The organism is Pseudoalteromonas sp. APC 3224, from assembly GCF_030407535.1.
Lineage (GTDB): Bacteria > Pseudomonadota > Gammaproteobacteria > Enterobacterales > Alteromonadaceae > Pseudoalteromonas.
Genome location: NZ_JASDDF010000027.1, coordinates 1 through 25949, shown reverse-complemented (window position 1 = coordinate 25949; position 25949 = coordinate 1). Strand labels below are relative to the sequence as shown.

Annotated in this window: 21 protein-coding genes and 1 pseudogene; 18 read left to right on the top strand and 4 right to left on the bottom strand. The window is 39.4% G+C overall.

The genetic code is table 11. The features are described from left to right. The first annotated feature begins 282 nt into the window (after window positions 1-282). The 6 genes from QL989_RS13230 to QL989_RS13205 all read left to right on the top strand — a co-directional run bounded on the left by QL989_RS13230 (window position 283) and on the right by QL989_RS13205 (window position 7592). A complete protein-coding gene (locus QL989_RS13230; RefSeq protein ID WP_010389613.1) occupies window positions 283-885 on the top strand; it encodes a PilZ domain-containing protein in 603 nt (200 codons plus the stop codon). A 120-nt stretch (window positions 886-1005) separates the two neighbouring features. Further along, complete coding sequence (locus QL989_RS13225) at window positions 1006-2061, top strand: agmatine deiminase family protein (RefSeq protein WP_054200696.1); 1056 nt, start codon at window positions 1006-1008, stop codon at window positions 2059-2061. Then, on the top strand, window positions 2058-2951 hold the full coding sequence (locus tag QL989_RS13220) for a carbon-nitrogen hydrolase (protein ID WP_290170738.1): 894 nt from the start codon (window positions 2058-2060) through the stop codon (window positions 2949-2951). The genes QL989_RS13225 and QL989_RS13220 overlap by 4 nt, the downstream gene beginning before the upstream one ends. Before the next feature lie 50 nt (window positions 2952-3001). After that, the gene (gene mfd / locus QL989_RS13215) at window positions 3002-6475 is read left to right on the top strand and encodes a transcription-repair coupling factor (protein WP_055011778.1); all 3474 of its coding nucleotides are present in this window, start codon (window positions 3002-3004) and stop codon (window positions 6473-6475) included. Next, window positions 6475-7311 (top strand): peptidoglycan binding protein CsiV, encoded by an 837-nt coding sequence (locus QL989_RS13210; protein ID WP_178955724.1) that lies wholly within the window; start codon window positions 6475-6477, stop codon window positions 7309-7311. Before mfd ends, QL989_RS13210 begins: the two co-directional genes overlap by 1 nt. Before the next feature lie 26 nt (window positions 7312-7337). Further along, the gene (locus QL989_RS13205) at window positions 7338-7592 is read left to right on the top strand and encodes a DUF3862 domain-containing protein (protein ID WP_178955722.1); all 255 of its coding nucleotides are present in this window, start codon (window positions 7338-7340) and stop codon (window positions 7590-7592) included. Between the two features lie 32 nt (window positions 7593-7624). Here QL989_RS13205 and QL989_RS13200 read toward each other — a convergent pair whose 3' ends face one another. The 3 genes and pseudogenes from QL989_RS13200 to QL989_RS13190 form a co-directional block, all read right to left on the bottom strand. Next, window positions 7625-8992, bottom strand: coding sequence for a hypothetical protein (locus tag QL989_RS13200; RefSeq protein WP_198522988.1), 1368 nt, complete (start codon window positions 8990-8992; stop codon window positions 7625-7627). Window positions 8993-9099: 107 nt separating this feature from the next. Continuing rightward, window positions 9100-11818 (bottom strand): annotated as a pseudogene (locus QL989_RS13195) (TonB-dependent receptor). 730 nt (window positions 11819-12548) lie between these two features. Further along, on the bottom strand, window positions 12549-12977 hold the full coding sequence (locus QL989_RS13190; protein ID WP_178955716.1) for a hypothetical protein: 429 nt from the start codon (window positions 12975-12977) through the stop codon (window positions 12549-12551). Window positions 12978-13314: 337 nt separating this feature from the next. Here QL989_RS13190 and ccoN point away from each other — a divergent pair, with 337 nt between their 5' ends. The 12 genes from ccoN (at window position 13315) to ttcA (ending at window position 24741) form a co-directional block, all read left to right on the top strand. Further along, a complete protein-coding gene (ccoN, locus tag QL989_RS13185; protein WP_010389600.1) occupies window positions 13315-14748 on the top strand; it encodes a cytochrome-c oxidase, cbb3-type subunit I in 1434 nt (477 codons plus the stop codon). A gap of 12 nt (window positions 14749-14760) precedes the next feature. Then, complete coding sequence (gene ccoO, locus QL989_RS13180; RefSeq protein ID WP_138607038.1) at window positions 14761-15435, top strand: cytochrome-c oxidase, cbb3-type subunit II; 675 nt, start codon at window positions 14761-14763, stop codon at window positions 15433-15435. A 6-nt stretch (window positions 15436-15441) separates the two neighbouring features. Next, window positions 15442-15627: a cbb3-type cytochrome c oxidase subunit 3 gene (locus QL989_RS13175; protein ID WP_010389598.1), complete on the top strand. Its 186-nt coding sequence runs from the start codon at window positions 15442-15444 to the stop codon at window positions 15625-15627. Next, a complete protein-coding gene (gene ccoP, locus QL989_RS13170; protein WP_290170737.1) occupies window positions 15624-16658 on the top strand; it encodes a cytochrome-c oxidase, cbb3-type subunit III in 1035 nt (344 codons plus the stop codon). The genes QL989_RS13175 and ccoP overlap by 4 nt, the downstream gene beginning before the upstream one ends. Window positions 16659-16807: 149 nt before the next feature. Then, window positions 16808-17299 (top strand): FixH family protein, encoded by a 492-nt coding sequence (locus tag QL989_RS13165; protein ID WP_010389596.1) that lies wholly within the window; start codon window positions 16808-16810, stop codon window positions 17297-17299. Window positions 17300-17307: 8 nt separating this feature from the next. After that, window positions 17308-19680 carry a heavy metal translocating P-type ATPase gene (locus QL989_RS13160; RefSeq protein ID WP_290170736.1) on the top strand — a complete coding sequence of 791 codons (2373 nt, stop codon included), beginning with the start codon at window positions 17308-17310 and terminating at the stop codon, window positions 19678-19680. Continuing rightward, a complete protein-coding gene (gene ccoS / locus QL989_RS13155; protein ID WP_008109812.1) occupies window positions 19677-19844 on the top strand; it encodes a cbb3-type cytochrome oxidase assembly protein CcoS in 168 nt (55 codons plus the stop codon). The genes QL989_RS13160 and ccoS overlap by 4 nt, the downstream gene beginning before the upstream one ends. Continuing rightward, complete coding sequence (locus QL989_RS13150; RefSeq protein ID WP_290170735.1) at window positions 19837-20508, top strand: sulfite exporter TauE/SafE family protein; 672 nt, start codon at window positions 19837-19839, stop codon at window positions 20506-20508. Before ccoS ends, QL989_RS13150 begins: the two co-directional genes overlap by 8 nt. 42 nt (window positions 20509-20550) lie before the next feature. After that, a complete protein-coding gene (locus QL989_RS13145; protein WP_010389589.1) occupies window positions 20551-21288 on the top strand; it encodes an FNR family transcription factor in 738 nt (245 codons plus the stop codon). Between the two features lie 202 nt (window positions 21289-21490). Further along, window positions 21491-22645 carry a right-handed parallel beta-helix repeat-containing protein gene (locus tag QL989_RS13140; RefSeq protein ID WP_290170734.1) on the top strand — a complete coding sequence of 385 codons (1155 nt, stop codon included), beginning with the start codon at window positions 21491-21493 and terminating at the stop codon, window positions 22643-22645. A 162-nt stretch (window positions 22646-22807) separates the two neighbouring features. Further along, window positions 22808-23734 (top strand): universal stress protein UspE, encoded by a 927-nt coding sequence (gene uspE / locus QL989_RS13135; RefSeq protein WP_290170733.1) that lies wholly within the window; start codon window positions 22808-22810, stop codon window positions 23732-23734. Window positions 23735-23826: 92 nt separating this feature from the next. Beyond that, window positions 23827-24741: a tRNA 2-thiocytidine(32) synthetase TtcA gene (ttcA, locus tag QL989_RS13130; RefSeq protein WP_290170732.1), complete on the top strand. Its 915-nt coding sequence runs from the start codon at window positions 23827-23829 to the stop codon at window positions 24739-24741. A gap of 49 nt (window positions 24742-24790) precedes the next feature. Here the strand turns inward: ttcA and QL989_RS13125 are convergent, their stop codons facing one another. After that, window positions 24791-25852: a hypothetical protein gene (locus tag QL989_RS13125; RefSeq protein WP_138607090.1), complete on the bottom strand. Its 1062-nt coding sequence runs from the start codon at window positions 25850-25852 to the stop codon at window positions 24791-24793. Between the last annotated feature and the right edge of the window lie 97 nt (window positions 25853-25949).

Genomic DNA, 25949 nt, shown 5'->3' with positions numbered 1-25949 from the left:
TAGTCCCTTGTTATTATTATTACGGTAAGATTACGAGTTTTATGGTTAATTACAAGGCATTTTGTTAATTATTGGTTATTTATTAGTTGCGAATATACGTACTCAGTATAAATGTATTAATATTTATTATGTTCTTAATCATTATGGCTGTATAAAAAGTAGCCCCCCTAGCGTTTTTATAGTGAAGCCAAACCCTTATTTAGCTTAATTTTTATTGGCTTGTTGTGTAGTAATTTAATAACCGCAACGCTACTATTAACGGATAGAGGCTAGGAGTTAAAAATGAATAATCAAAAATTAGCTGATTTTGAGCTTTACTTTCAAATTGAAGAGAGCAATCGCGTCAATCTATTTGCCGTAGATGACGCAGTGGTACCAAAAAGTTTGGCTGAACTAGACGCAGATATTCCGCCTTTATTTAAACTTGCTAACGAAGTCAGTAGTTTAGATCAAAGTGCTTTGGGTCCTTTGCGTAATTTAGGAGATATTGCCCAAGAACTGACGACGTTTTTACAAGCCCAGTCGCGTAAGATAGATTTGATCATGAGCCATATTTTAGCTTCAGAACAACCTGAAGATAACTCAATTTATTGCGATAGTTATGGCGGCGGCGGAATTAAGTTTACCAGTGAACATTTGTACACATTAGGTCAGAAATTTCGTACCAAACTGTTTTTACAGCATGAAGCCTCTGCGGTGTATTGTTATAGCGAAGTTGTTGCTATAGAAAAACAAGACAATGAGCATTACCAGTATACCCTGCTATTCGTATCAATAAGAGACAGTGATCAAGAGTTGGTTGTTAGAGCCAGTTTACATGCGCAAACACGCCAACTTAAAAAGCGCCAACAACTTGAAAAAGCGAAAGAGAGTTCAAACGAGTAACACGAGTGTTTATTTACTGGTTTAAATCGCTTTAAATTGTAGTTCAAACGTTTATTTAAAAGTGACTTAGCTGTAATTGAACTGCTAAACTAGCCCCATCTTTATTTGTATTAAAAATCCATGAACTTTAGACTTTTACCTGAATGGGCCGAGCAAGATGCAGTTATGCTTACATGGCCTCATAAAAATACCGATTGGGCTGATAATTTAGCACGTGTTGAACCCGTTTATATTGAACTTGCAAAACATATTACTGCGCAACAAGCCTTAGTGATTGTTGCTCATGATGAAATATTAAAAACCCACATTAACTCATTACTAAATGATGCTGGTATTGAGCAGACCCGTGTATATTTTGTTGTTACTCCCACTAACGATACGTGGGCGCGCGACCATGGCCCACTTACGTGCAGCGCTATAGAAAAGCCAGAGCAATTAAAAGTCTACGACTTTACCTTTAATGGCTGGGGTAATAAGTTTGAAAGTGCCCTTGATAATCAAATAAACCACACATTAGTTAAACAGCTAAGCAATACAAACAACCAGTATCAAGCCCTCGATATGGTGCTTGAAGGCGGTGGTATTGAAATTAATGAACATGGTGTATTGCTAACAACTAGCGAATGTTTACTGAATAAAAACCGTAACCCTGATTTAAACCCAAGTGACATAGAAGTACTTTTAAAAGCGCACTTAGGCGCTACTGATTTTTTATGGGTTGATCATGGTTATTTAGCCGGTGACGACACCGATAGCCACATTGATACGCTAGTGCGCTTTGCACCTAACAACACCCTTGTGTATGTAAAATGTGACGATAAAAGCGATGAGCATTTTAGCGCGCTAGATGCCATGGAAAAACAACTACAAAGCTTTAAAACTGCTGATAACACCCCATATAAGCTAATTGAGTTACCGTGGCCAAAAGCCGTGTATGACGATGAAAATACGCGTCTACCTGCCACCTATGCAAATTACTTAATTATAAATAACGCAGTATTAGTGCCTATTTATGACGATGTAAACGACCAACGTGCTTTAACACAAGTTCAAAAAGCATACCCAGAGCACACAATTATTGGTGTAAATTGCTTACCTATTATTGAGCAATTTGGCAGTCTTCACTGCATTACAATGCAATTACCTCGTGGATTTTTAGCTGGAGCAGCACAATGACAAGCCCTGCACATTTATCAGTTGCCTTAGTGCAACAAAGCAACAGTGACAACGCTGAACATAATATTGAAAAGTCAATTGCGGGCATTCGCGATGCAGCTAGTAAAGGCGCGCAACTTGTTGTATTACAAGAGTTACACCGCAGTTTATATTTTTGCCAAACCGAAGACGTTGATGTATTTGATTTAGCAGAAACAATACCGGGGCCAAGTAGCAACACTTTAGGCGAACTCGCAAAAGAGCTCGGCATTGTTATTGTAGCTTCATTATTTGAGAAACGTGCTACGGGTCTTTATCACAATACCGCCGTGGTGCTTGAAAAAGACGGCAGCATTGCAGGTAAATACCGTAAAATGCATATTCCAGACGACCCAGGGTTTTATGAAAAATTTTACTTTACTCCCGGGGACTTAGGCTTTGAGCCTATTCAAACCTCAGTCGGTAAGCTTGGCGTACTGGTGTGTTGGGATCAATGGTTTCCTGAAGCCGCGCGTTTAATGGCAATGGCCGGTGCTGAACTTTTAATCTACCCGACAGCTATTGGCTGGGATCCACGCGACGATAAAGACGAGCAAACCCGCCAAAAAGATGCTTGGGTTATTTCACAACGAGCGCATGCGGTTGCTAATGGCGTTCCGGTAATTAGTTGTAATCGAGTTGGTCATGAAAGCGATCCGAGCGGTCAAAGTGACGGCATTCAATTTTGGGGCAACTCTTTTATTGCAGGTCCTCAAGGCGAAATGTTGGCAGAGGCTGATAACCAAAATGAACAAATATTAATGGTAAAACTTGATCAAAAATGTAGCGAGAACGTAAGACGTATCTGGCCGTATTTACGCGACCGTAGAATTGATCATTATCAAGATTTAACAAAAATTTACCGTGACTAAATAATAATGTGGCTCTTACTCGTTAAGAGCCTAATTTAATGGAGTAATTAATGGCGTTTGAGCAATGGGCAGCCTTGCCTTGGGTAAAATCTCAAAAAGATAAAATTCAATGGGGCGAACTTCTAGGCAGTGGCTTAAGCATTGCTATTGCACAAGGTGTTAAGCAGCAAGACAACTTAGTGTTAATTGTTACCCCTGATACACCAAGTGCTCTGCGCCTTGAAACAGAATTAGAGTACTTGCTGCCTGATAACCCAGTAATGGTTTTTCCAGATTGGGAAACATTGCCTTATGATCACTTCTCGCCCCACCAAGATATTATTTCAGCACGTTTAGCAACACTCAATACACTGAAAAAAGAGCAACAAAGCGTGCTCATTGTGCCGGTATCAACCTTGATGCTGCGCACTGCCCCAGCATCATTTATATACGGCTCAACGCTGAATTTTAAAGTAGGCGACAGATTAGATACCCATGCCCTGCGGGACAATTTAGAGCAAGCGGGTTACTTACATGTGCAACAAGTCATGGAGCATGGCGAGTACGCTATACGCGGCTCAATTGTTGATTTATACCCCATGGGGAGTAAGCATCCATTTAGGCTCGACTTTTTTGATGATGAGCTTGATACCATCCGTTTATTTGATGTGGAAACTCAGCGCTCAGACGAAAAAGTAGAAAAAATTGAGCTACTACCTGCTCATGAGTTTCCTACTAACGAATCAGATATTGAACGTTTCAGAATAAGCTATCGTGAAAAATTTGGCGCAAGTGCTGAGCAAGACTCTGTCTACATGCAGGTCAGCAAAGGCAATTGGCCAGCAGGTATAGAATATTACATGCCGCTGTTTTTTGAAGGCTTAGCAACCATTTTCGACTACTTGCCTGACTCAACAACCGTCATGCAATTAGGAGATTTAGAGCATGCAGCAGATAACTTTTGGCACGATGTTAATGTACGCTATGAGAACCGCCGTGTAGATCCTCTACGCCCACTATTACCACCCGATGAGTTATATCAGCCAATTAATGAGCTGTTTTCTAATTTAGGCAATTATGGCCGCATTCGTCTATCGCAAGCAAAGTTAGGCACAAAAGCGGGCAATAAAAATCTCGCAGTTAATGAATTGCCCAATGTACGCATCGATCATAAACAACATCAACCCTACGATGCATTTATTAACTATGTAGCTGAGCAAAAAAAGAAAAAAGGCCGAGTGGTTATTAGTGTTGAGTCGGACGGTCGACGCGAATCATTACTGAGTATATTAAAACCCAGTGGCTTAAAATTTAAAGAATTTGATAGCTTTGAGCAGTTTACCAACAGCAGTAATGACGTTGGTTTAATTGTCAGTCCGCTTGAGCAAAGTGTGGTGCTTAGTACTAAACCAAGCTTGAGCATTATTACCGAGCAAGAATTGCTTGGGATCAAAGTATCACAACGCAGACGCCGTAAGCACAAGTATGAAGCAAGCCAAGACGCGTTAATTCGTAACTTAGCAGAGCTTAAAGAAGGACAACCGGTTGTGCACCTTGACCATGGTGTGGGCCGTTATCAAGGGCTGCAAACGATTGATGCCGCCGGTGTGGTGACTGAATTTGTGACCATTACTTATGCAGGTGAAGCAAAACTGTATGTGCCAGTATCGGCACTTCATATGCTTAGTCGTTACTCTGGGGGTGAAGAGGCCAGTGCGCCACTGCATAAGCTCGGCTCTGATGCCTGGGATAAAGCAAAAAAACGCGCCGCTGAAAAAGTCCGTGATGTGGCTGCTGAGTTACTCGATATTTACGCACAACGCCAGGCTAAGCCTGGTAATAAGTTTACGCTTGATGGCCAAGCTTATCGCCAATTTAGTGATAGCTTTCCGTTTGAAGAAACAGATGATCAACGTAACGCCATTGAAGCGGTACTTGGTGACATGCAGTCAAAACAAGCCATGGATCGTTTAGTATGTGGTGATGTTGGTTTTGGTAAAACCGAAGTAGCTATGCGGGCAGCCTTTGTAGCGGTTAACGATAATAAGCAGGTGGCTATTTTAGTCCCTACCACCCTACTTGCTCAACAACACTACGATAATTTTAAAGACCGCTTTGCTGATTTTCCAATTGAAGTGGGGGTGCTATCGCGTTTTAATTCGGCCAAAGAGCAAAAAGAAACCCTTGAAAGAATGAATGATGGCAAGCTAGATGTGGTTATTGGCACTCATAAATTGATTCAACAAGATATCAACTTTAAAGATTTAGGCCTGTTAATTGTTGATGAAGAACACCGATTTGGGGTTCGTCAAAAAGAAAAAATTAAAGCTCTGAGAGCTGATGTAGACATACTCACTCTGACCGCAACCCCTATTCCGCGTACATTAAATATGGCGATGAGTGGCATGCGTGATTTATCAATTATTGCCACTCCACCGGCTAAACGTTTAGCGGTTAAAACCTTTGTACGCCAACGCGACGAAGAGCTTATTCGCGAAGCGGTACTACGTGAAATTAAACGTGGCGGCCAAGTATACTTTTTACATAACAACGTAGAAACCATTGAACGTGTCGCTCAAGAAATTAGTGAATGGGTGCCTGAGGCAACAGTAACCTCTGCACATGGTCAAATGCGAGAGCAAGAGCTAGAGCAAATAATGACTGATTTTTATCATCAAAAATACAATGTCCTTGTGTGTACCACGATTATTGAAACTGGTATTGATGTGCCCACAGCAAACACCATAATTATGGATAGAGCCGATAAACTTGGTCTTGCTCAGCTACACCAGTTGCGCGGACGTGTGGGTAGAAGCCATCACCAAGCCTATGCTTATTTACTTACCGGTAACCCTAAGGCACTCTCTAAAGATGCGAAAAAACGTTTAGATGCGATTGCCTCATTGGAAGATTTAGGTGCAGGCTTTGCCTTAGCAACTCATGATTTAGAAATTCGTGGTGCGGGTGAGCTATTAGGCGATGATCAATCAGGGCAAATGCAAACCATTGGCTTTAATTTATACATGGAAATGCTTGAGCAAGCCGTTAACGCACTTAAAAATGGTCAAGAGCCAACCCTTGAAAATCTATTACAAAAACAAACAGAAGTAGACTTAAAGTTACCTGCCTTGTTACCTGATGATTATATTCATGATGTTAACGCGCGTTTAGGTATGTACAAGCGAGTAGCAAGTTGTGCTAACCTTGCTGATATTGATGAGCTGCAGGTAGAATTAATAGACCGCTTTGGTTTATTACCCGATGCAGCTAAAAACTTATTTAGTTTACAACAACTAAAGATGCAAGCGAGTAATTTAGGCATAACCAAAATAGAGGCTAACCCGAAAGGGGGCTACTTTGAGTTTAGTCAAAATACTAAGGTTAATCCTAGCTTCATTATTGGTTTGATACAAAGTGCGCCACATATTTATAAGATGGATGGCGCAAATAAATTACGCTTTGCCATTAGCGAGGCGAATGCCCGTGAACGCTTAAAAATGATCACTGCTATGATTGCAGATTTCGAAAAAAAGGTTAGCCATTAATGTTGCTGAAAAAATCGCTGGTTGTTTTATGCTGCTTGTTTAGTAGTACTGCATTTGCAGAGCGTTGGTTTGAAGTAGAAGTGTTGATATTTAAACAACCCTTTGCCCCATACCTACAAGAAGACTTTAGCTTAAAGCACGACGCCATTGAAGATAAAAACACCTTAGATTTACTAAGCCCTGTTTATAAAAGCCAAGCAATGGACGCATGTATAAACGGCGATCCGCGTTTTCAAAAGCGTACCTTTGCTGACACTCTAGTCAACTCAAACCCTCAGTCAGCAGCGTGTAACGACAGCATTGATTATGTCAAGAGTTACGATGTACTGCCAGTGATCCCTCAAGCACCTGCACAAGAGACGATGGAGCAAACTTACCTGTTAGCCCCTGAGCAGTTGCAGTTTGAATCACAACGTCAAGCCCTAGACCGTAAAGGGTTAACTCCTTTATTGCATACCGGGTGGCGATTTGAAGGTGCGAGCAAATCACGTTCGCCTAGCATTCACTTGTTTGCAGGCAGCCAATTAAAAAACAATATGAACACCACGATTAGCTACGCAGATTCTGATTTTATTAGCTTAATAAATACGCCTGAGCCACTGTTTGACGAAGTTCAATCTCCCGAAATGAAATGGGAATTAGATGGCCTATTCAAAATACATTTGCGCCATTACTTATTCATTAATGCACACTTTGATATAAATGAAAGACGTAACAATGGCGATCTAGAGTCAGCCCGCTTTTCACAGTTTAGACGAGTGTTCAGTGAAGACATTCATTATTTTGATCACCCTCGTATAGGGATGATTGTGCAAATTCGAAAATTTAATCATTAACAATACTCATTTCAAAGGAAGTAGCAATGAAGAAACTTTTTATTATTTTTGCAGCACTCAGTCTTGCAGCTTGCTCAAAAGTAAGCTTAGAAAATTACGAAAAGATTAAAATAGGTATGGATAAAACAGAAGTTGAAGCTCTTTTAGGCAGTGCTGATAATTGTGTAGAAAAAACACTGCATACCAGCTGTACTTGGGGTAATGACGCTAAAAATATCGAAATTACCTTAGTATCAGACAAAGTAACGCTATACAGCAAAAAAGGACTAACGGATAAATAGTTTAGTTTAAGTAAAAACAGGAATAACCTGTGTTATTCCTCTTTTTTACTGTCGCTGGTGTAAATCAGCTCTATATTAACAATTTTACTGCGATTTAAAGTGATTTTATAGCGCTGATACAGCGCATTATCAGATTCAGTCTGAACGAGTACCATATTTAATTGGTAGCGTCTTTCAACTCCTTGCTTAGAGATTTTATTATTTTCTAAATGGTAGAGCTTCCCTTCCCCCTTTTTTAAATAACGTGCAAATGGTGCAAGATTAAATTGCAATGTTTGTTGTAAGCTATCGTAGCCTGGCAAAAATTCTTTAGCACTGACCCGCGTTTCACTAGCAAAATGCAGCCATTGCGCCGCCTGTTTATTTTGCTGACGACGCTTAGAGAAAATTTTCCTAACTTCTTTAGGGATTTTTTTAAACCGCGTATATTCTAACCAAATAAACTGGCTCGCTACTTTATCTTTTGTAATACTGTTTTTAAAAATAAAGCGCCATTTTGGCCGTCCTCGCACAATAGCACGCCAAATAATACGGGTAATATCTTCTTTAAATATCTCTCTTAACCCGTAAATAACCCCTAAAATCAAAATCAGTGAAGCGGTTATTTCAGTAAAGGTAGAACGTGCATTTAAAATAACCACCATCACAAAAGCCATTATAACGGCTGTTACAGAGCCTTTTACCAAGCGTTTTAAATAACTATTAAGATAACGGGTTTGGCGCTGCAAAATCACACCATGCTCTATTAAACGCTGCAATAGGCGCATTTTATTAGTGATTCTGTTGGCGTCTTTAAGTGTTGAGTCAGAATTATATTGTTGCTCTGCTCGGTAGTCACTTTCTGACTTACAAAAGTTTAATAAGTCATTTCGCTCTTTTGCGTGATCGCTACTGCGCGGCCCTTCATCAAGCAGCTTTAAAAAAGTTTGTTCAATTTGCCAACTTAGATAATTATCAGCATTGGTATAAAACGGGATCAGCTTTTCGTTATCTGGGGTGTAACGTCTGAGTTTTCTGAGTAAGCTTTGGCTTTGCTCGCAAAGCTCCATGGCCCGTTGATAAAATTCATCGCTTTCTTGAATTTTTAACGCATCTTTAATATCAGCATCAATGGCGAGACGTACTTGATAACAATATAAATTTAAATTTTGTCGGTAGTCTTGCTGCTCACCTTTGTTTTTACTCACAAAGCGGCTTCGCACTAATGGAAGGTGAATGTTATTCGCGTTATAGGCTACAAAAGATTTAAATTGGTTATTAAAGTAAGACTCTTCGCTGAGTGTTTGTGCATTAATTCCCATTTCATTTGGGATAGAAAAATAAAGATCGAGACGCTGCTCTGCACGCGGTGATAATTGCGGTTCAATAACAAACGATAAGTTTTCGTCTTGCTTTAACAATGGTGCCTCCTAATTTTACTTACCTGAGTTTACGTGCCTCTTTAATTTTGTTCAACAAAAAAGGCCTAGTAAAAACTAGGCCTTTTAGTGATTCTAATTAGTTAAAATTAGAATTTAACGTTTACGTTTGCAAAGAAACGACGACCTAGTACATCGTATGTGTACGGGTCAGTGTTTGAATCATTGTTACCAGTGTAGTAAGGAGGCTGTTTATCGAACAAGTTGTTTACACCTGCAGTAAGAGAAACAGTATCATTTACTAGGTAGCTACCACTTAGGTCACTATAGATAACTGATGGTGTTGTAGGTGCATAACACGTGTCTTTATTTAGACATGCGTAGCTATCCATACCCGCGATGTAACGCATTTGGTATTGTGCATCCCAGTTATCGCCAGACACATTAATGGTTAGGTTTGACTTAAGATCTGCGTAACCACCTGAACCAGATGTTACTAAGCCTGCGTAATCAACAGGAGAACCAGTTACTTCTACAACATATTCATCTAAGTAAGTTGTATCTAAGCCCGCTTTCCAGTTAAGACCTACTGCTTCAAAGCTGTATGCAAGATTTAAATCAACACCCGATGTCTTTTCAGAACCAATGTTTTGTAATTGGTTGTTAAAAGTAATACGACCCGTAGAGTCTAGATTTACATTTGCTGACTGACATAGTGCAGAACCTGCATTAGTGTCTACAGCTAAACACTGATCAACAATGTATTGATTGTCTACAGTTGCAATTGCGTTTTCAATTTCAATTGAGTAGTAATCAAGTGTCATTGAGAAACCATCAAACCACTGCGGTTCATACACGATACCCGCAGTAAATGTATCAGCTTCTTCTGGTGTTAATGCATCATTACCACCAACAGTTACTTCAGCCTGCTCTTGTGCACCAGGGAATTCAACTTGATTAAATGATGGAGAGTTACCTGAGTATAATTCTGAAACCGTTGGAGCACGGAAAGCCGTTGAAACAACGCTGCGTAGCATTAATTCATCATTTGCTTTCCATGTTAAACCTAATTTCCATGTATTATCAGAACCAAACGTGCTGTAGTCGAATGCACGAATAGCGGCACTAAGCTCTACATTTTGCGCAAATGGTGCATCTGTTAGTAGTGGAAGCGCAAATTCAACATAGGCTTCGTTTACATCAAAGCCACCTGCTGTTGGTTCAACCATAGGGTCATTTGCAAGGCCTTGCGCAGTTAGTGAATCTGGTGTGAACCACGCTTTTTCTTGACGACGCTCTACACCCGCAGCAAATGCTGCATAACCTGCAGGTAATTCAAATAACTCGCCAGAAACAGATGCCGCGATAATGAATAACTGGCTGCCACCATTATTTACTTCTGTGTATACATTTTTACGGAAATCTTCTGAAGTCCAAGCAGACTGATCTAACGGGTTAAATGTGCCCTCAACTTCGCCATCTACGGTACGTAAAATACTATCGCCGATCGCACCCATGTTGTGTAAGTTACTTAACTTATCAACCGAATCGTTACGGCCGAAGTTCGCTGAAACGTCCCAAGAGTAATCGCCTACAAAACCTTCAGCACCAACAACGGCGCGAACAGTGTCAACTGACTGTTCAAAAATACGTGGACCAGTATCAGACATACGGCGACCGTAGAAAAGGTCATCACCGTACGCATAGTTTGCAGATTCAGTAATGTATTTACCATCAGCATCTACATCTGCGTAACCATCACCGTTACGGTCTACTTTACTTGTGTATGATTGACCAAGAAGTGAGTCACCCATTGATTCATCATATTTAAAACCAAACCATACAGGTTGTGGTGCCATTTGCTGCTCTGACCAACGCTTGGTGTAAGTGAACTCAGCGAATAAACTTGTATCATCACTAATTTCGTAAGTTGCAATACCCGTTAAATTTAAACGCTCCATTGGCGTGTATAAGTAACTTGTTGGTGAAAAGTTGTAACGATCAGCATCAGTAAATGGGTGTAGACCACCTTGACCACTTAAACCGTTGTCGCCTTGTGCTAAGCCAACGCTAACTTCTTCGCCTTTATCGTTTAATGCTGTTGTAGTACTGTCTTGCCAAATGTGACCACCCTCAGCATAAACAGAACCACCGTTACAGTTTAACCCGTTTGCATCTTCTGCGATTGGGCAATCTGAAAAGTCACGATCTGCTTGTGATGCTTTACCACGATCTGTGTACTGCATGCCGATAACGATATTACCTTTATCGAAAGAGCTACCCACAGTAAAATCTATAGAGTTTTCTGTTGCATCGCCTTCACCGGTAATTGCAGAATTTACGTTCATGTCTAGGCCTTCAAAATTATCTTTTAAGATAATATTGACTACGCCTGCTACCGCATCAGTACCGTATACAGCAGATGCACCATCTTTAAGTACTTCTACTTGTTTGATCATCGAAACCGGAATGGTGTTTAAATCAACCGTTGATGCTGCACCAGTACCTGATGCAATCATACGACGACCATTAACAAGTACTAATGTACGGTTAGCACCTAAGCCACGTAAATCGATACGTGCGGTTGCCACCCGAACCATTATTAATACCTGGGTTGGTCATTGCACCGCCCGTAGCGGTCATTTTTTGTAAAACACTATCAATACTTGTTGCACCCATAGCTTGAATGTCATCAGCACCGATGAGTGTAACTGGGCTTGCGTTTTCCATGTCTGAACGCTTGATACGAGAACCCGTTACTTGAATTTTTTCAATTGACTTTACTGCTTCGTCTGCAGCTAAAACTTGAACACTTGAGAACATTGGGATTGCTGCAATTACAGCTAAACCAAGAGTTGATTTTTTCATGGATGAACCCTACTTGTTGAAATTTACCTAAATTGGTAACGCTCACTTTTATGAGAATTTTGAGTGAGCGGGGGCAACTTAGGCGCCTTTAACTGAACGAAAACTTAACGGAAGATCACTATATAAACAGCCAAAATTAAGGTACCCCATGAAAGGGACAAAGGTTACAGCATGTTTCATTGTTAATTAATAAAAACAGATAAAAGTCATGAACTTAACCAAGCGCAATCACATAAAAAACATAGGTGAAATCAAATATATGGAGTTTGTAATCAAATGTAATTTAATCATTGATGTGCCCTTAATAGGTAAATTAACATGTTAATCACAGCTCATTATTAAAACGGTAAAACTAGGTGTTAATTACTAACCATATTTATGCAAGTAGATTGTTTATTTAGTCTGAATTTTTTTACTAAAAGTTTTAATCGTGCAAATTTTATGTTTATTGAGAGTTTCAATCTAGATCTATACCTATAAAGGAGTAATAGCAAAACGAGGGTGTAATAGAAGAAAAGTATTTTATTGCATATGTTGGTATAGCGCTGATCAGATTTGATTATTGGGTATCATTGCGCTTACAGTCCCAGCGCTTTAACTTAGTAATGAATGTAGCTTTTTTATGCTGAGCATAAAACAGACCCTAACATCGGCTAGGAAAGAAACTATGCCTCAGGAGTGTGTTACACAAAAAATAGTGCGATTATGAATAATTGAATACTAAAACATTTTAGTAAGTAACATTAAAATAATATTCAACCGTTTGGTTAACCGAAGTGCTTTCATTAACTGCAGTGAGCACTAATTTCCAAACCATATTTTGCTCTGAGCAAATACCAACCATAGTATCGGCTAACCAAATATTATCTTGTTTAGTAAACTGCAATGGAATGTAACCCATATACATAGTTACTCCCTCCAATTTAGCCGCTGTTATTGTTAGATCATTAGGTAAGTGAGCATAAATTGAAAACGGTGTCTCTGGTGATAAGATTTCTTCGCTTAACCAAACCTTAACTTGATTTTCAAAATGACATGGTTTGTTATTTTTACACTCAGTTTGCGATTGGCTTACTTTTGCTGTTGATGTTGATCCAGAAAAGTCACAACCTAGTAAAAATAATAGAAAAGAAAGTAAGCATACTCTATATATATACATGCAGGTTCTCAAATATCTAATGTATGGGCCCAACATTTAGGGCAAGTTGGTTGATTATCGGCTTTAATGAGTGAGTAAGGTACAAATCACCTCAAAAAATAGACAGCAACTCAATAAAGTTTGATTGATGTCATATTATTACGCAATTGACCTATCTTTTTAAGGCCAAAAAATTTATCATTTCAACCGCAAAAAAAACAAGTATTTCTTGAGATTATTATCTTTAACAACCACATATTGTGGGGTTTAGATAGTATACTTTGGAATAATAGTAGGTCCTACTTTAACAAGTAGGTAATTCATTTCTAAACGCATTTATTGCAGCGGAAGCCAGAAAATGAGCCAAACAGTAGCATCACAAACTGAGTACAATTATAAAGTTGTACGCCAATTCGCTATTATGACAGTGATTTGGGGCATCGTTGGCATGGGTATTGGGGTTCTGATTGCTGCCCAACTAGCTTGGCCAGCACTTAACTTTGACACACCATGGTTAACTTACTCTCGACTTCGTCCGTTACACACGAACGCAGTAATTTTCGCATTTGGTACAAGTGCTCTTTTTGCGACGTCTTATTACGTCGTACAACGTACATGTCAAACGCGCCTTCTTTCAGACAAATTAGCCGCCTTCACCTTTTGGGGTTGGCAGTTAGTTATTGTTCTTGCAGCCATTACTTTACCTATGGGTATTTCAAGTTCTAAAGAGTATGCAGAACTTGAGTGGCCTATCGATATCTTAATTGCTGTTGTTTGGGTAACGTACGCTGTTGTATTTATGGGTACTATTGCTAAACGTAAAGTGGCTCATATTTATGTAGCTAACTGGTTCTATGCTGGTTTCATTATTACTGTTGCAGTACTTCATATTGTTAACAGCATGGCTGTTCCTGTCTCACTAACTAAATCATACTCAATTTACGCCGGTGCGGTTGATGCAATGGTTCAGTGGTGGTATGGACACAATGCTGTTGGTTTCCTTCTTACTGCTGGCTTCTTAGGTATGATGTATTACTTTGTACCAAAGCAAGCGGGTCGTCCAGTTTACTCATACCGTTTATCGGTTGTTCACTTTTGGGCTCTTATCTCGCTTTACATTTGGGCAGGTCCTCACCACCTTCACTACACTGCGCTTCCTGATTGGACGCAAAGCTTAGGTATGGTGATGTCTATTATCTTATTCGTGCCGTCTTGGGGTGGTATGATCAACGGTATTATGACACTTTCAGGTGCATGGCATAAGTTACGTACTGACCCAGTACTTCGTTTCTTAGTGGTTTCATTGTCTTTCTACGGTATGTCGACGTTTGAAGGCCCAATGATGGCAATTAAATCTGTAAATGCGTTATCGCACTACACAGATTGGACTGTAGGTCACGTACACTCAGGTGCACTAGGTTGGGTTGCAATGATTTCTATCGGTGCTATCTACCACCTTATTCCTGCGTTATTCTCGCAAGGTCGTATGTACAGCATTAAATTAATCAATACACACTTCTGGTTACACACTGTGGGTGTTGTTTTATACATTGTTGCAATGTGGATTTCAGGTGTAATGCAAGGCCTAATGTGGCGTGCAGTTAACTCTGACGGTACATTAATGTACAGCTTTGTTCAGTCGTTAGAAGCCTCTCATCCTTTCTATGTTATGCGTTTCTTAGGCGGTGTATTCATCGTTACAGGTATGCTGGTTATGGCTTATAACGTTTATCGTACAGTTTCAGCGAAAAATAACTCGCTAGAACTTGATGAACAAGCGCAGTTAGCATAACGGAGTCAGATAATGAGCAATAAAAATTCGCAAAATAAACACGAAATTATCGAGAAAAATATCGGCCTTATGGCCATCTTGACTGTTTTCGCAATCAGCTTTGGTGCATTGGTAGAAATTACTCCGCTAATGTTCCAAGACGACACAACTAAACCAGTTGATGGGTTACGCCCGTTAAATGCGCTAGAGTTTGAAGGTCGTGACATTTATGTGCGTGAAGGTTGCGCTAACTGTCACTCACAGATGATCCGTCCATTTCGTGATGAAGTTGAGCGCTATGGTCACTACTCTGTAGCGGGCGAGTCAGTATGGGATCACCCTTTCCTTTGGGGTTCTAAACGTACTGGTCCTGACCTTGCACGTGTAGGTAAGCGTTACTCAGATGATTGGCATTATGCTCACTTAGTTGACCCACGCGCCGTGGTTCCTGAGTCGAACATGCCAGGATTCCCTTGGTTAGCAGAGACCACGCTTGATACAAGCTTGACTCTGAAAAAACTTAAAATTTTCCGTGATGCTTTTGGAATCGATAGCCGTACAGACCGTTATGATGGTTTAGGTTACGGTAGTGATGAAGAATTAATCGCTGACATTGCTAAAGTTGACGCAATGAATGACGGTAAAGGTGCAACAGAAATGCAAGCCCTTATTGCTTATTTGCAACAACTTGGCACACATTTGAAGTAGATTATTATGGACTACGGGACATACAGAGGCATTTTGACTCTGGTAATTTTAGTATTATTTATTGTGATTGTTGGATGGGCATATAGTAAGCGCAGTAAAAGTCGTTTTAAAGACGCTGCTAATGTCATATTTGAAGATGAAAAAAAACACAACAATACACTCTCTAATGAGGAAAAGGGGTCTGAGAAATGACTAGCTTTTGGAGTATATGGGTTATTGTATTAACCCTTGCATGCTTAATCATTATCTTTGGTCTACTAGTTTGGAACTTAAAAAACTATGTAGGCGTAAAAGAAGGTGAAAGCTGTGGACATGAGTTTGACGGCATTGAAGAATTAAACAATCCACTACCAAAATGGTGGACTTACATGTTCTTCGCAACGTTTGTATGGTCTGTTTATTACTTAGCAGCTTATCCAGGTTTAGGTAACTGGGAAGGCTTAGCAAAGTGGACCAGCTCAAACCAAGGTGTTACTTCTTTAACTGAATCGAAAGAAGCAGTCATTGATGCTAAAGAAGATGGCCGCTTTGTAAAGCTAGATGCAGAATATCGCGCTGCTGAAGAGCGTTTTGGCCCAATTTTCAATGAATTGGCACAAATCTCTGTTACTGATTTAGTAGAGTCTAAGTTTGCTGGTGATGCAGCACAACAAGTAGCACTAGAGAACGGTAGTAAACATGAGCAAACGCAAGGTCAACTAGCGGTTGAAATTGGTCAGCGCTTATTTGCTCAAAACTGTGCGCAATGTCATGGCTCTGATGCTCGAGGTGGTACTGGCTTCCCTAACCTAACTGACAAAGATTGGTTATACGGTGGTACACCTGACAAAATCAGAGAAACATTACTTTTAGGCCGTGTTGCAGCAATGCCACCTTGGGGTGATGCATTAGGTGAGCAAGGCGTTAAAGAAATGACAGCTTATGTACTTAGCCTATCTGGTCGTACTGTAAACCAAAAAGATGCCGATGCAGGTAAAGCGAAATTTGCGATGTGTGCAGCTTGTCATGGTGCAGATGGTAAAGGCTCAGTTGCGCACAACTTACCGTTTGGTGCACCAAATCTAACTGATAACATTTGGTTATACGGTGGCTCTCAACGTGCTGTTGAAGAAACACTTAACCATGGCCGTGCTGGTGTAATGCCTGCTTGGAAAGAGATTTTAGGCGAAGATAAAATTCACCTATTAACTGCTTACGTTTACAGCTTATCGCAAGATAAATAACGATAAAGTTAACAAAACGTTTCAGTTTTAATCTTTTTATTTCAATAGATTAATACAGATCAAAAAAGCCTCCACTCGGAGGCTTTTTTTTAGTCTTTTCGTTCTATTTATTATAATATAGCCGCACATTAATTAATTTTAGAGCGACTATGCAACCGACTCCGTGGTATAAAAATTTTTGGCCTTGGTTTTTAATCTTCTTTCCATTAGCTGCAATTATTGGCTGCATTAGTTTATTTATTACAGCCATTGGTAACGGCCCAGATATGGTTGTGGACGATTACTATAAAAAAGGCAAAGCAATCAACTTAGAGCTGATTAAGTTTGATAAAGCAAAAGCCTTGTATTTACATGGTGACCTAAATGTATCTGATGAGCGAGTAAGCTTTAAATTTACTAAAGGCGATACCAGTAATATCCACGCGCTAAAATTATCGTTTTTTCATCGCACCATAAAAGCTCATGATTTTGAAGCTACCCTCACTCCAAATGCTAATCAAGAGTTTACTGCATTATTAGAAAGCTACACGCCTGGTGCTTACTCAGTGTTTATTGAGCCTGTTGATGCTAGTTGGAAAATGAAAGAAAGTATTACTTTACCAACCACAGCCACCGTTTTAGTTACTCCTAATTATAAGTAGTATTTAGTATGTCTAAAAATTGCTTTCATTGTCTTGAAAGTGTGCCAGCAGGGTTTGACGCACACGTTATTATAGACAATACCGCTGAGCCAATGTGTTGCATTGGCTGTCAAGCGGTTGCTCAAAACATCATTGACCAAGGAATGACCGACTACTACAAATACCGCACTGTTAGCGCTGGTAAAGTAGAACAACTGGTTCCTGAACAGCTCGCTTTTATTAAAAGTTATGACAATGAAGATATCCAAGATGAGTTTATTAGTACGCACAACGACAACTCTGAGGTATTATTGAGTGTTGAAGGTATAACCTGCGCCGCCTGTGCCTGGCTAATTGAAAAGCAATTATTGAGCCTTAAATCGGTAAAACGCGTTGATGTAAATACCTCAACAAATCGTGCCATGATCCACTGGGATAAAAGTGCCACGCCTTTAAGTGAGCTAATTACCTCATTGGCTGAAATAGGCTATAAAGCTTATCCCTTCCAATCAGATTTAGAAGCCCAGCAAAAGCAACAAACCGCTAAAGCATATATTCGTCGTCTCGGTGTTGCAGGTTTGATGACCATGCAAGTAATGATGTTTGCCTTTGCAATGTACTTCGGCATGTTCTCTGGAATGGATAGCAACTTTGAACAGTACTTTAGATGGATCAGTTTAATTCTAGCCACTCCAGTCATTTTATACAGCGCCCTGCCCTTTTTAAGTAACGCAATTAACGGCTTAAAGGCAAAGCAGCTGAATATGGACTTACCAGTATCATTAGCTATTTTTGGTGCTTATGGCGCCAGCTGTTATGCCACCGTAATGGAAGTAGGCGAAGTTTACTTTGAATCTATTTGTATGTTCACCTTTTTACTCTTACTAGGTAAATACTTAGAATTTAGAGCGCGTTTAAAAGCCAGTGAATTCACTGCTAACTTGCAAAAGTTGTTACCCCTTACTGCCCGTACGCTCGATGAACACGGTAATGAGCACATCATTGCCGCCAAAAAACTCAAACTTAACGATATTGTGTTAATAAAGGCAGGCGAAACCATTCCTGCTGATGGCATATTAGTTAAAGGCAGTACCAGTGTTGATGAGTCGATGATGACCGGCGAACATCAACCAGTACGAAAGTACATTGATCATAACGTGTATGCAGGCACGGTTAATCATGATGGTATAATTGAAATAAAAATCAATAAGCTAGGCCAAAACACCCTGCTAAATCAAATTATTCGCCTGCAACATAATGCCCTGACAAAACGCCCAAGGCTAGTTGAAATTACCGATAAAGTGGCGCAGTGGTTTGTTGCTATATTACTGGTATTTGCCTCTATAACTGCGATTGGTTGGTATCAGGTAGACCCTGACGTTGCATTTTGGATCACTATTTCGGTGTTAGTGGCCACTTGCCCGTGCGCATTAAGTTTAGCAATTCCAACCGCATTAACCTGTGCTGTAGCAACCTTAACCCGCAAAGGCATATTAATTAAGCAAGCGCATGTGCTCGAAACCCTATCAAAGCTCACTTTATTTGCCTTTGATAAAACAGGTACGCTTACAAAAGGTAAGTTTAGCCTCGACGTGGTTGACATACTTGATGATAACTACAGCAAAGAGCAAATTCTTGATATTGCAGCCCAGCTTGAAAGTTACTCTGAACATCCTATTGCCAGTGCATTTAAGGAGTTTAAAGGGCAACGTAAATTTGACGATGTACAACTCCACCCAGGCATTGGGATAAGCGCTCAGTTTGATAATACCCATTACGCTATTGGTAAAAGTGGTTGGTTTGATACAAAGAAAACCAACGCACAGGCCACGCTTTACATAAACAAGCAGGCTGTTGCACGCTTTTACTTTGTAGATAAAGTTAAAGCCGATGCCGATAAGCTAATTAATGTTTTACAAGCGGCTAACCTTAGTTGCCATATGCTAACTGGTGATGCATCTGATGCGGGTGCCAAAGTAGCTAAAAAGTTAAAGCTTAACTCAGTGCAAGCCAGTTGCAGTCCAAAAGATAAACAAAATGCCGTTGATCACTGGTCATCGCAAGGTGAAATTGTTGCTATGGTTGGTGATGGCGTAAACGACAGCCCAGTATTTGCCAGTGCCCATTTATCTATCGCCATGGAAACCGGTGCCGATATATCTAAAAACAGTGCCGATGTTGTATTGCTTAACAGTGACTTAGCCTCCGTCTCGCATTTATTAACCGTTGCCAAGCAAACACGACGTATAATTAAACAAAACTTAACACTTTCTTTATTATATAATGGCTCAATATTACCGCTTGCTGCTATGGGCTTAGTTGCGCCGTGGATGGCGGTTATTGGTATGTCTGCCAGCTCAATTATTGTGATATGTAATTCACTAAGGCTATTAAAGTTATGAGCATAATTTATATTTTAGTTCCTATTGCTATTTTGTTTGTATTAATTGCTATTGGCGTGTTTTTTTGGGCTGTAAAAGGCGAGCAATTCTCTGATTTAAACAAACAAGGCCACAGTATTTTGTTTGAAGACGACAAAGAGCAGCACAATAAAAGTAATGATTGACCCTATTTTTGTTAGCGCTTTTTTAATGGGTTTAATTGGCAGTGGTCATTGCATTGCTATGTGTGGTGGTATTGCCAGCTCATTACAACTTGCCAGCAATAAACGTCAAACGTGGTTATATTCTCTAGCTTATAACAGCGGTCGAGCTTTAAGTTATATGCTAGCAGGAACCCTGGTTGCGGGTATTAGTAGCCAGTTTGCTACGCAAAACTCTGCTTTTTCATTATTTTTGTCATTTTTAGCCGGTATTTTTATGTTACTGGTTGGCATTTATATTATGCGCTTAGCCGCCACCTTACAGTGGCTCGAAAAACTGGGTAAAACCCTCATTTGGCAGCATTTAATTAAACTTAATAAATATTTAATGCCTATTGATTCGCCTTTTAAAGCCCTTGGTTATGGCGCGTTATGGGGCTGGTTACCGTGCGGTTTAGTATACTCTGCACTTACTTGGGCAATGACTAGTGGCAGTGCCATTAATGGTGCTTTAGTTATGCTGGCATTTGCCCTAGGCACATTTCCTGCCATGATCACCTTAGGTATGGCTGCACAAAAGCTAAATACGCTTTTTAATCACCCATGGACACGAATAACATTAGGCAGTGTTATCATTTGGTATGGTATCTACCTTCTGATCATTGCAACAGATAAGCTAGTGCATTAACATTATAATATGTCGTGCATAGAAATTTAACGGATTGAACTTATGGATTTTTCTCAAAGTCGTGCTAAAGGTAATTGTGCCATTAGCTGTAATAACTGCAGTATTAGCCAGTTATGTTTACCATTTTCTTTAAATGGCCAAGAAATGGATAAACTTGATGAGATCATTGAGCGAAAAAAACCATTACACAAAGGTGACTACTTATTTGAATCGGGCGCGCCTTTAAATGCAATTTTTGCGGTTCGTTCGGGATCATTTAAATCGTATACCTTGTCTGAGCAAGGCGATGAACAAATTACCGGCTTTCATTTAGCTGGCGACCTTGTTGGATTTGATGCCATTAATAAAATGCAGCACCAAAGCTTTTCTCAAGCACTAGAAACCTCAATGGTATGTGAAATCCCCTTTGATACCCTTGATGAACTCGCTGGTAAGTTGCCTAAGCTACGCCAACAAATTATGCGCTTAATGAGTAGTGAAATAACCTACGATCAAGAAATGCTGTTATTACTCAATAAAAAGTCTGCCGAAGAGCGCCTAGCGAGTTTTATTTATAATTTATCAGAGCGTTTTGGTGAACGTGGTTTTTCACGTAAAGAATTTAGATTTACCATGACCCGCGGTGAAATTGGCAACTACCTTGGTTTAACTGTTGAAACCATTAGCCGTTTATTGAGCCGTTTTCAAAAAGCAGATTTAATCAAAGTAGAAGGTAAGTTTATTACTATTTTAGATAATGACGCGCTTGCGAAAACAGCCGCAATTGTAAAACCACGTTAATAATAGCTTCTCATTTTAAAATTAATCCACCCCTGAATTGGAGCGTAATTATTTGCAATTATGCTCTACCTCTACTAACACTTTGAGTAGAGGTAATAACCATTCACTTTTAAGAGTCGATGAAGATAATTACTTATCTGGCTCATTTTCTAACATAAAAGCAACTACGTCCTATTACACTCTTATATAGAAGGACAATCTTATGCCTTATTCTTTATTTCTATTTATCACTCTTTCTTTAAGTATTTTATTTAGCAGTCAAGCATCGAGCTCAATGATCCCCGATGATGGCATTGATGACTCACAAGCACTAAAAGACTTGATTTTAAACACTGCAGAAAACTCTGAGCTTAAAATAGACAAACCAGGAGTTTACGATATATGTTCAGCTATTATCGTCAGAAACCTTAGTAACATTACTATCACCGCTAATGCTGGCGTTATACTAAAAAAGTGTTACCAATTTGAAGGAGAATATATTTTATCCTTTTATAATTCACGCTTCATAGAAATTAATGGTTTTATTTTTAGAGGGTTAACGATAGACAAAATTAATTATCTTTGGGGTGAGCAAGGTATCCTTTTTGCAGGCTCCGAAGATATTTCAATTAAACATAATCACTTTTATGATTTTGGTGATGCGGCTATAAGAGCGACATCTTCACACTTATCATCCCATGATACGAATATAAATTCTTTCAGAATTGATATTCGTAATAATTACTTTGAAAATGTCACACAAGTAACAACTACTCACCCGTGGAATAATAACTATGGAGGTACGCATGATATTACAGTTGAAGATAATATTTTCGAGGGATTGAAGGGATCATTGAAATTTGCCACGGTTAAACCTGTATCAAAAGCTCTAGTAAGATATAACACTTTCAAAAACACCAAAGGCACTGCTATAGAAATTACTTATTACTCTAACGTAAAAATTATTGCTAATACTTTTATAGACAGTGATAAGTTTATCCTCAATGCTTACCCTAATAAACCAAGAAGTGTAACGGAGCCTTTTAATTGGGGAAGTATTTATTTTACTCACAATACTATTTTACGTTCTAAGGGAGGCATTAGAATACAGTCAGATGTAACCGACGAGCAAATAGATGATAAATACGTAAGAGGCATTTATATCAATAACAATCACTTTATTAACGTTGATATGACCGTTTATCCTGAAAAAAAATATTGGTATCTTATTAACTTATTCAGTAGAGGTGGAAAGAGTTATCTGTTTTCTACCATTAAAGATAACGTTTATAACTTACTACCTGAAGTGGGCTTTGTGAAAAAAATGAGTGGGTTCACTGTAGAAGATAACACTTTAATAAAACCTGAGAATAATTAAATTTTTATAAAGCCCTTCATGCTTTTATTCAACATAAAGAGTTTTAAAATTAGAGAAACTTTATTTCTTGATATAGAACAATAATCTTAGTGCTTCCCCCTTTAACTGTTGTGTATTTGCGTTACACTGAATGTATAACTGTTAAGTGAATGGAGTAGCACAATGGAAATGATTAAACGTATTATCGCGGTTATTGATCCAACTAAAGACGATCAAAATGCCCTCGCGCGTTCAATAGATTTAGCCAAAAAGTCGGGTGCGAGCATTACCGCATTTATGACGGTTTACGATTTCTCTTACGAAATGACTACTATGCTATCAGGCGATGAACGTGAAGCAATGCGTCAAGCCGTCCTTAAAGATCGTGAGCTATGGCTTAAAGAGCTGATCTCTCCTTATCAAAATATAAATATAGATACGCAAGTTATTTGGCATAATCGCCCATACGAGGCAATAATTAATACCGTTATCAATGATAAATACGACTTGGTTATCAAAGGTACGCATCAACATGGCGCACTAAAAGCGGTTATTTTTACTCCTACAGACTGGCATTTAGTTAGAAAATGCCCAACGCCCGTTCTATTTGTTAAAGATATGCAATGGCCAGCACAAGGTAATATTTTAGCTGCTGTGAATGCAGTCAGTGAAAATGAGCAACACCTATCACTTAATAAACGCATAATTAAAGATGCACAATTTTTATGTGAACTCGCTAATGCTAAACTTAACTTAGTTAATGCCTACCCTGCTACACCGGTAAATATTGCCATAGAAATCCCAGAATTTAATCCTGGGCTTTACAACGAATCAGTTAAAAAACATCACATTGAATCAACCAATGAATTAGCTAATGAGTTTAACCTAACCTCTGATCAATGCTTTATTGAAGAGGGATTGCCAGAAGATGTGATACCGGATGTTGCAAATCGTTTAAATAGTGAGTTAGTGGTTATTGGCACTGTGGGACGTACCGGCTTAAGTGCTGCATTAGTGGGTAACACCGCTGAGCATGTTATTGACAGCCTCGATTGTGATGTACTTGCATTGAAACCTGATGGCTATGTAAGTCCACTCGCAGAAAGTTAACGTTTGCTGTAGCTGTGATATTACATATGGCATATAATACGCCCCTTTATTTTTAGCAATTAATTTTGCCGTACTGTTTATAAGGGGGCGTAGTGTCTCATTCTGCTCAAGCCAAAGCTCAACACAACTTAAATAAGCTTCAAAAGCGTTTACGTCGCCTCACAGGTCAAGCTGTCATGGATTTTAACATGATAGAAGAAGGTGATCGTATCATGGTGTGCTTATCTGGCGGAAAAGACAGTTACACTATGCTCGATATGCTGCAACATTTACAGCGTGTTGCCCCTATCAAGTTTGATCTTTTTGCGGTTAACCTTGACCAAAAACAACCAGGCTTCCCTGAGCATGTACTGCCTGAATACCTTGATAATTTAAATATTGAATACAAAATTGTCGAAGAAGATACCTACAGTATTGTTACCGATATTATTCCTGAAGGTAAAACAACGTGCTCACTTTGCTCTCGTCTACGCCGTGGTATTTTATATCGTACGGCTAAAGAGCTAGGCGCTACTAAAATCGCATTGGGTCATCACCGCGATGACATGATAGAAACCTTGTTTTTAAATATGTTTTATGGCGGCAAACTTAAAAGTATGCCGGCTAAACTAATGAGTGATAATGGCGAGCACATGGTTATTCGCCCATTAGCTTATTGTAAAGAAGCCGATATTAGCCAATACGCATTTAGTCAAGGCTACCCTATTATTCCGTGTAACTTATGTGGCTCACAAGAAAACTTACAACGTAAGCACACCAAGAACATGCTAGAACAATGGAATAAAGAGCACCCAGGGCGTATAGAAAGTATTTTTACTGCAATGCAAAATGTTGTACCTTCGCATTTAGCTGATAACCAATTGTTTGATTTTGCTAATCTGCAAACCGGTGACGTTATTGATGGTGGCGATATCGCGTTAGATAAACCAGATATACCAAAAACGCCGGTTAATCGTGAACAAGATGAAACAGACCAAGCCGACGTGGTTACAATTAATTTAAGCTAATTTTTTAAGGGTTTGCAGTAATGCAAACCCTTCACTCTGTTCTATGCTGCTACTTACCGGCAGCTAATCCTTGTAAAAACTCTAAACTCTGCAATTCTTGTTTATTCGCCTGATAAGGTAGCTGCTGTAAGCTATCGTAAGCAAAATCTTCAATAGTAAACTCACTCACTTTACTTTGCCCAAAGCTGTTACGCTCACCTGGGCTTGGCGACATACGCTCAATAACAAAGTCACTCAATCGTAAGCCATTTGTTTGCTTAGGCAAAACAGACCAATGTGCTTTAAAATCAATTTTTTCGCTGCCCTCATTTAAACGTGCTTTAGCAACTAAATGCGCTAATGGCGAACTACCACTGTATAAGTTAGCTCTTAAGCGATATAAGCCACTTTTTATAACCGTTAAATTAGCAGGCACTATCATATTATCATTACGTGGATACGCGCTATCAAAGCTAGTTAGGGTTGCACTAGGCGGCATATATTGTATTTGTGCCACCACAGGGACCATTTTACCTGCAATGTCGGCCTCAACTAATAATTGTAAATTACGAGGATAGTCTTCCTCACCTTTAAACGTAATTGCTAGCTTATTGTCACGAGCAACACCGCTATGTGTTTTTAACGGCTGTTTGGTATCCGTATCACTGAGTGTTACCTGTGCTTTACCTAAATTTTGTGCGCTTATGGTTAATTCAATTGCTTGCGGATAGACATAGCGATATTGAGATAAACTTAAGGTTAACTCCCCCCCTTGCTCTCCTACAGGGCTAGTAACCGGAAAAAACTGATTTGGCTTAAGCCGGTCTTCATCATATACCGTTAAAGGTTGCGAATAAGGTGGAAATGCTAAGCTTTGCTGATATTGCTGCGCGACTGCCGATGCTGCTTTTGCTATATCTTCATTAAACTCATGCTGCTCTTTAGGCATGTTTTTTATGCTCGGTTTAACATCTAGTACCTTAGGTTTTGCTGGCATAGCTACAAATTCAGGTGTTTTTTTATGCTCTTTAGCTGTTGTTTGCGAAGCTGAATAACTAGCATTGCCTTTACCTAAAAACCACATCAAGCCGGTAACTATTATTACTAAAACAATAACGTAGGATTTTTTCATTGTTATTTATCCTATAAATACTAGGGTCTGTTGACCTTTCAAGGTTAAATTTGCAGCAGTCTGTTTGGTATTTAGGCAAGGCAGAGCCTATGTGGTG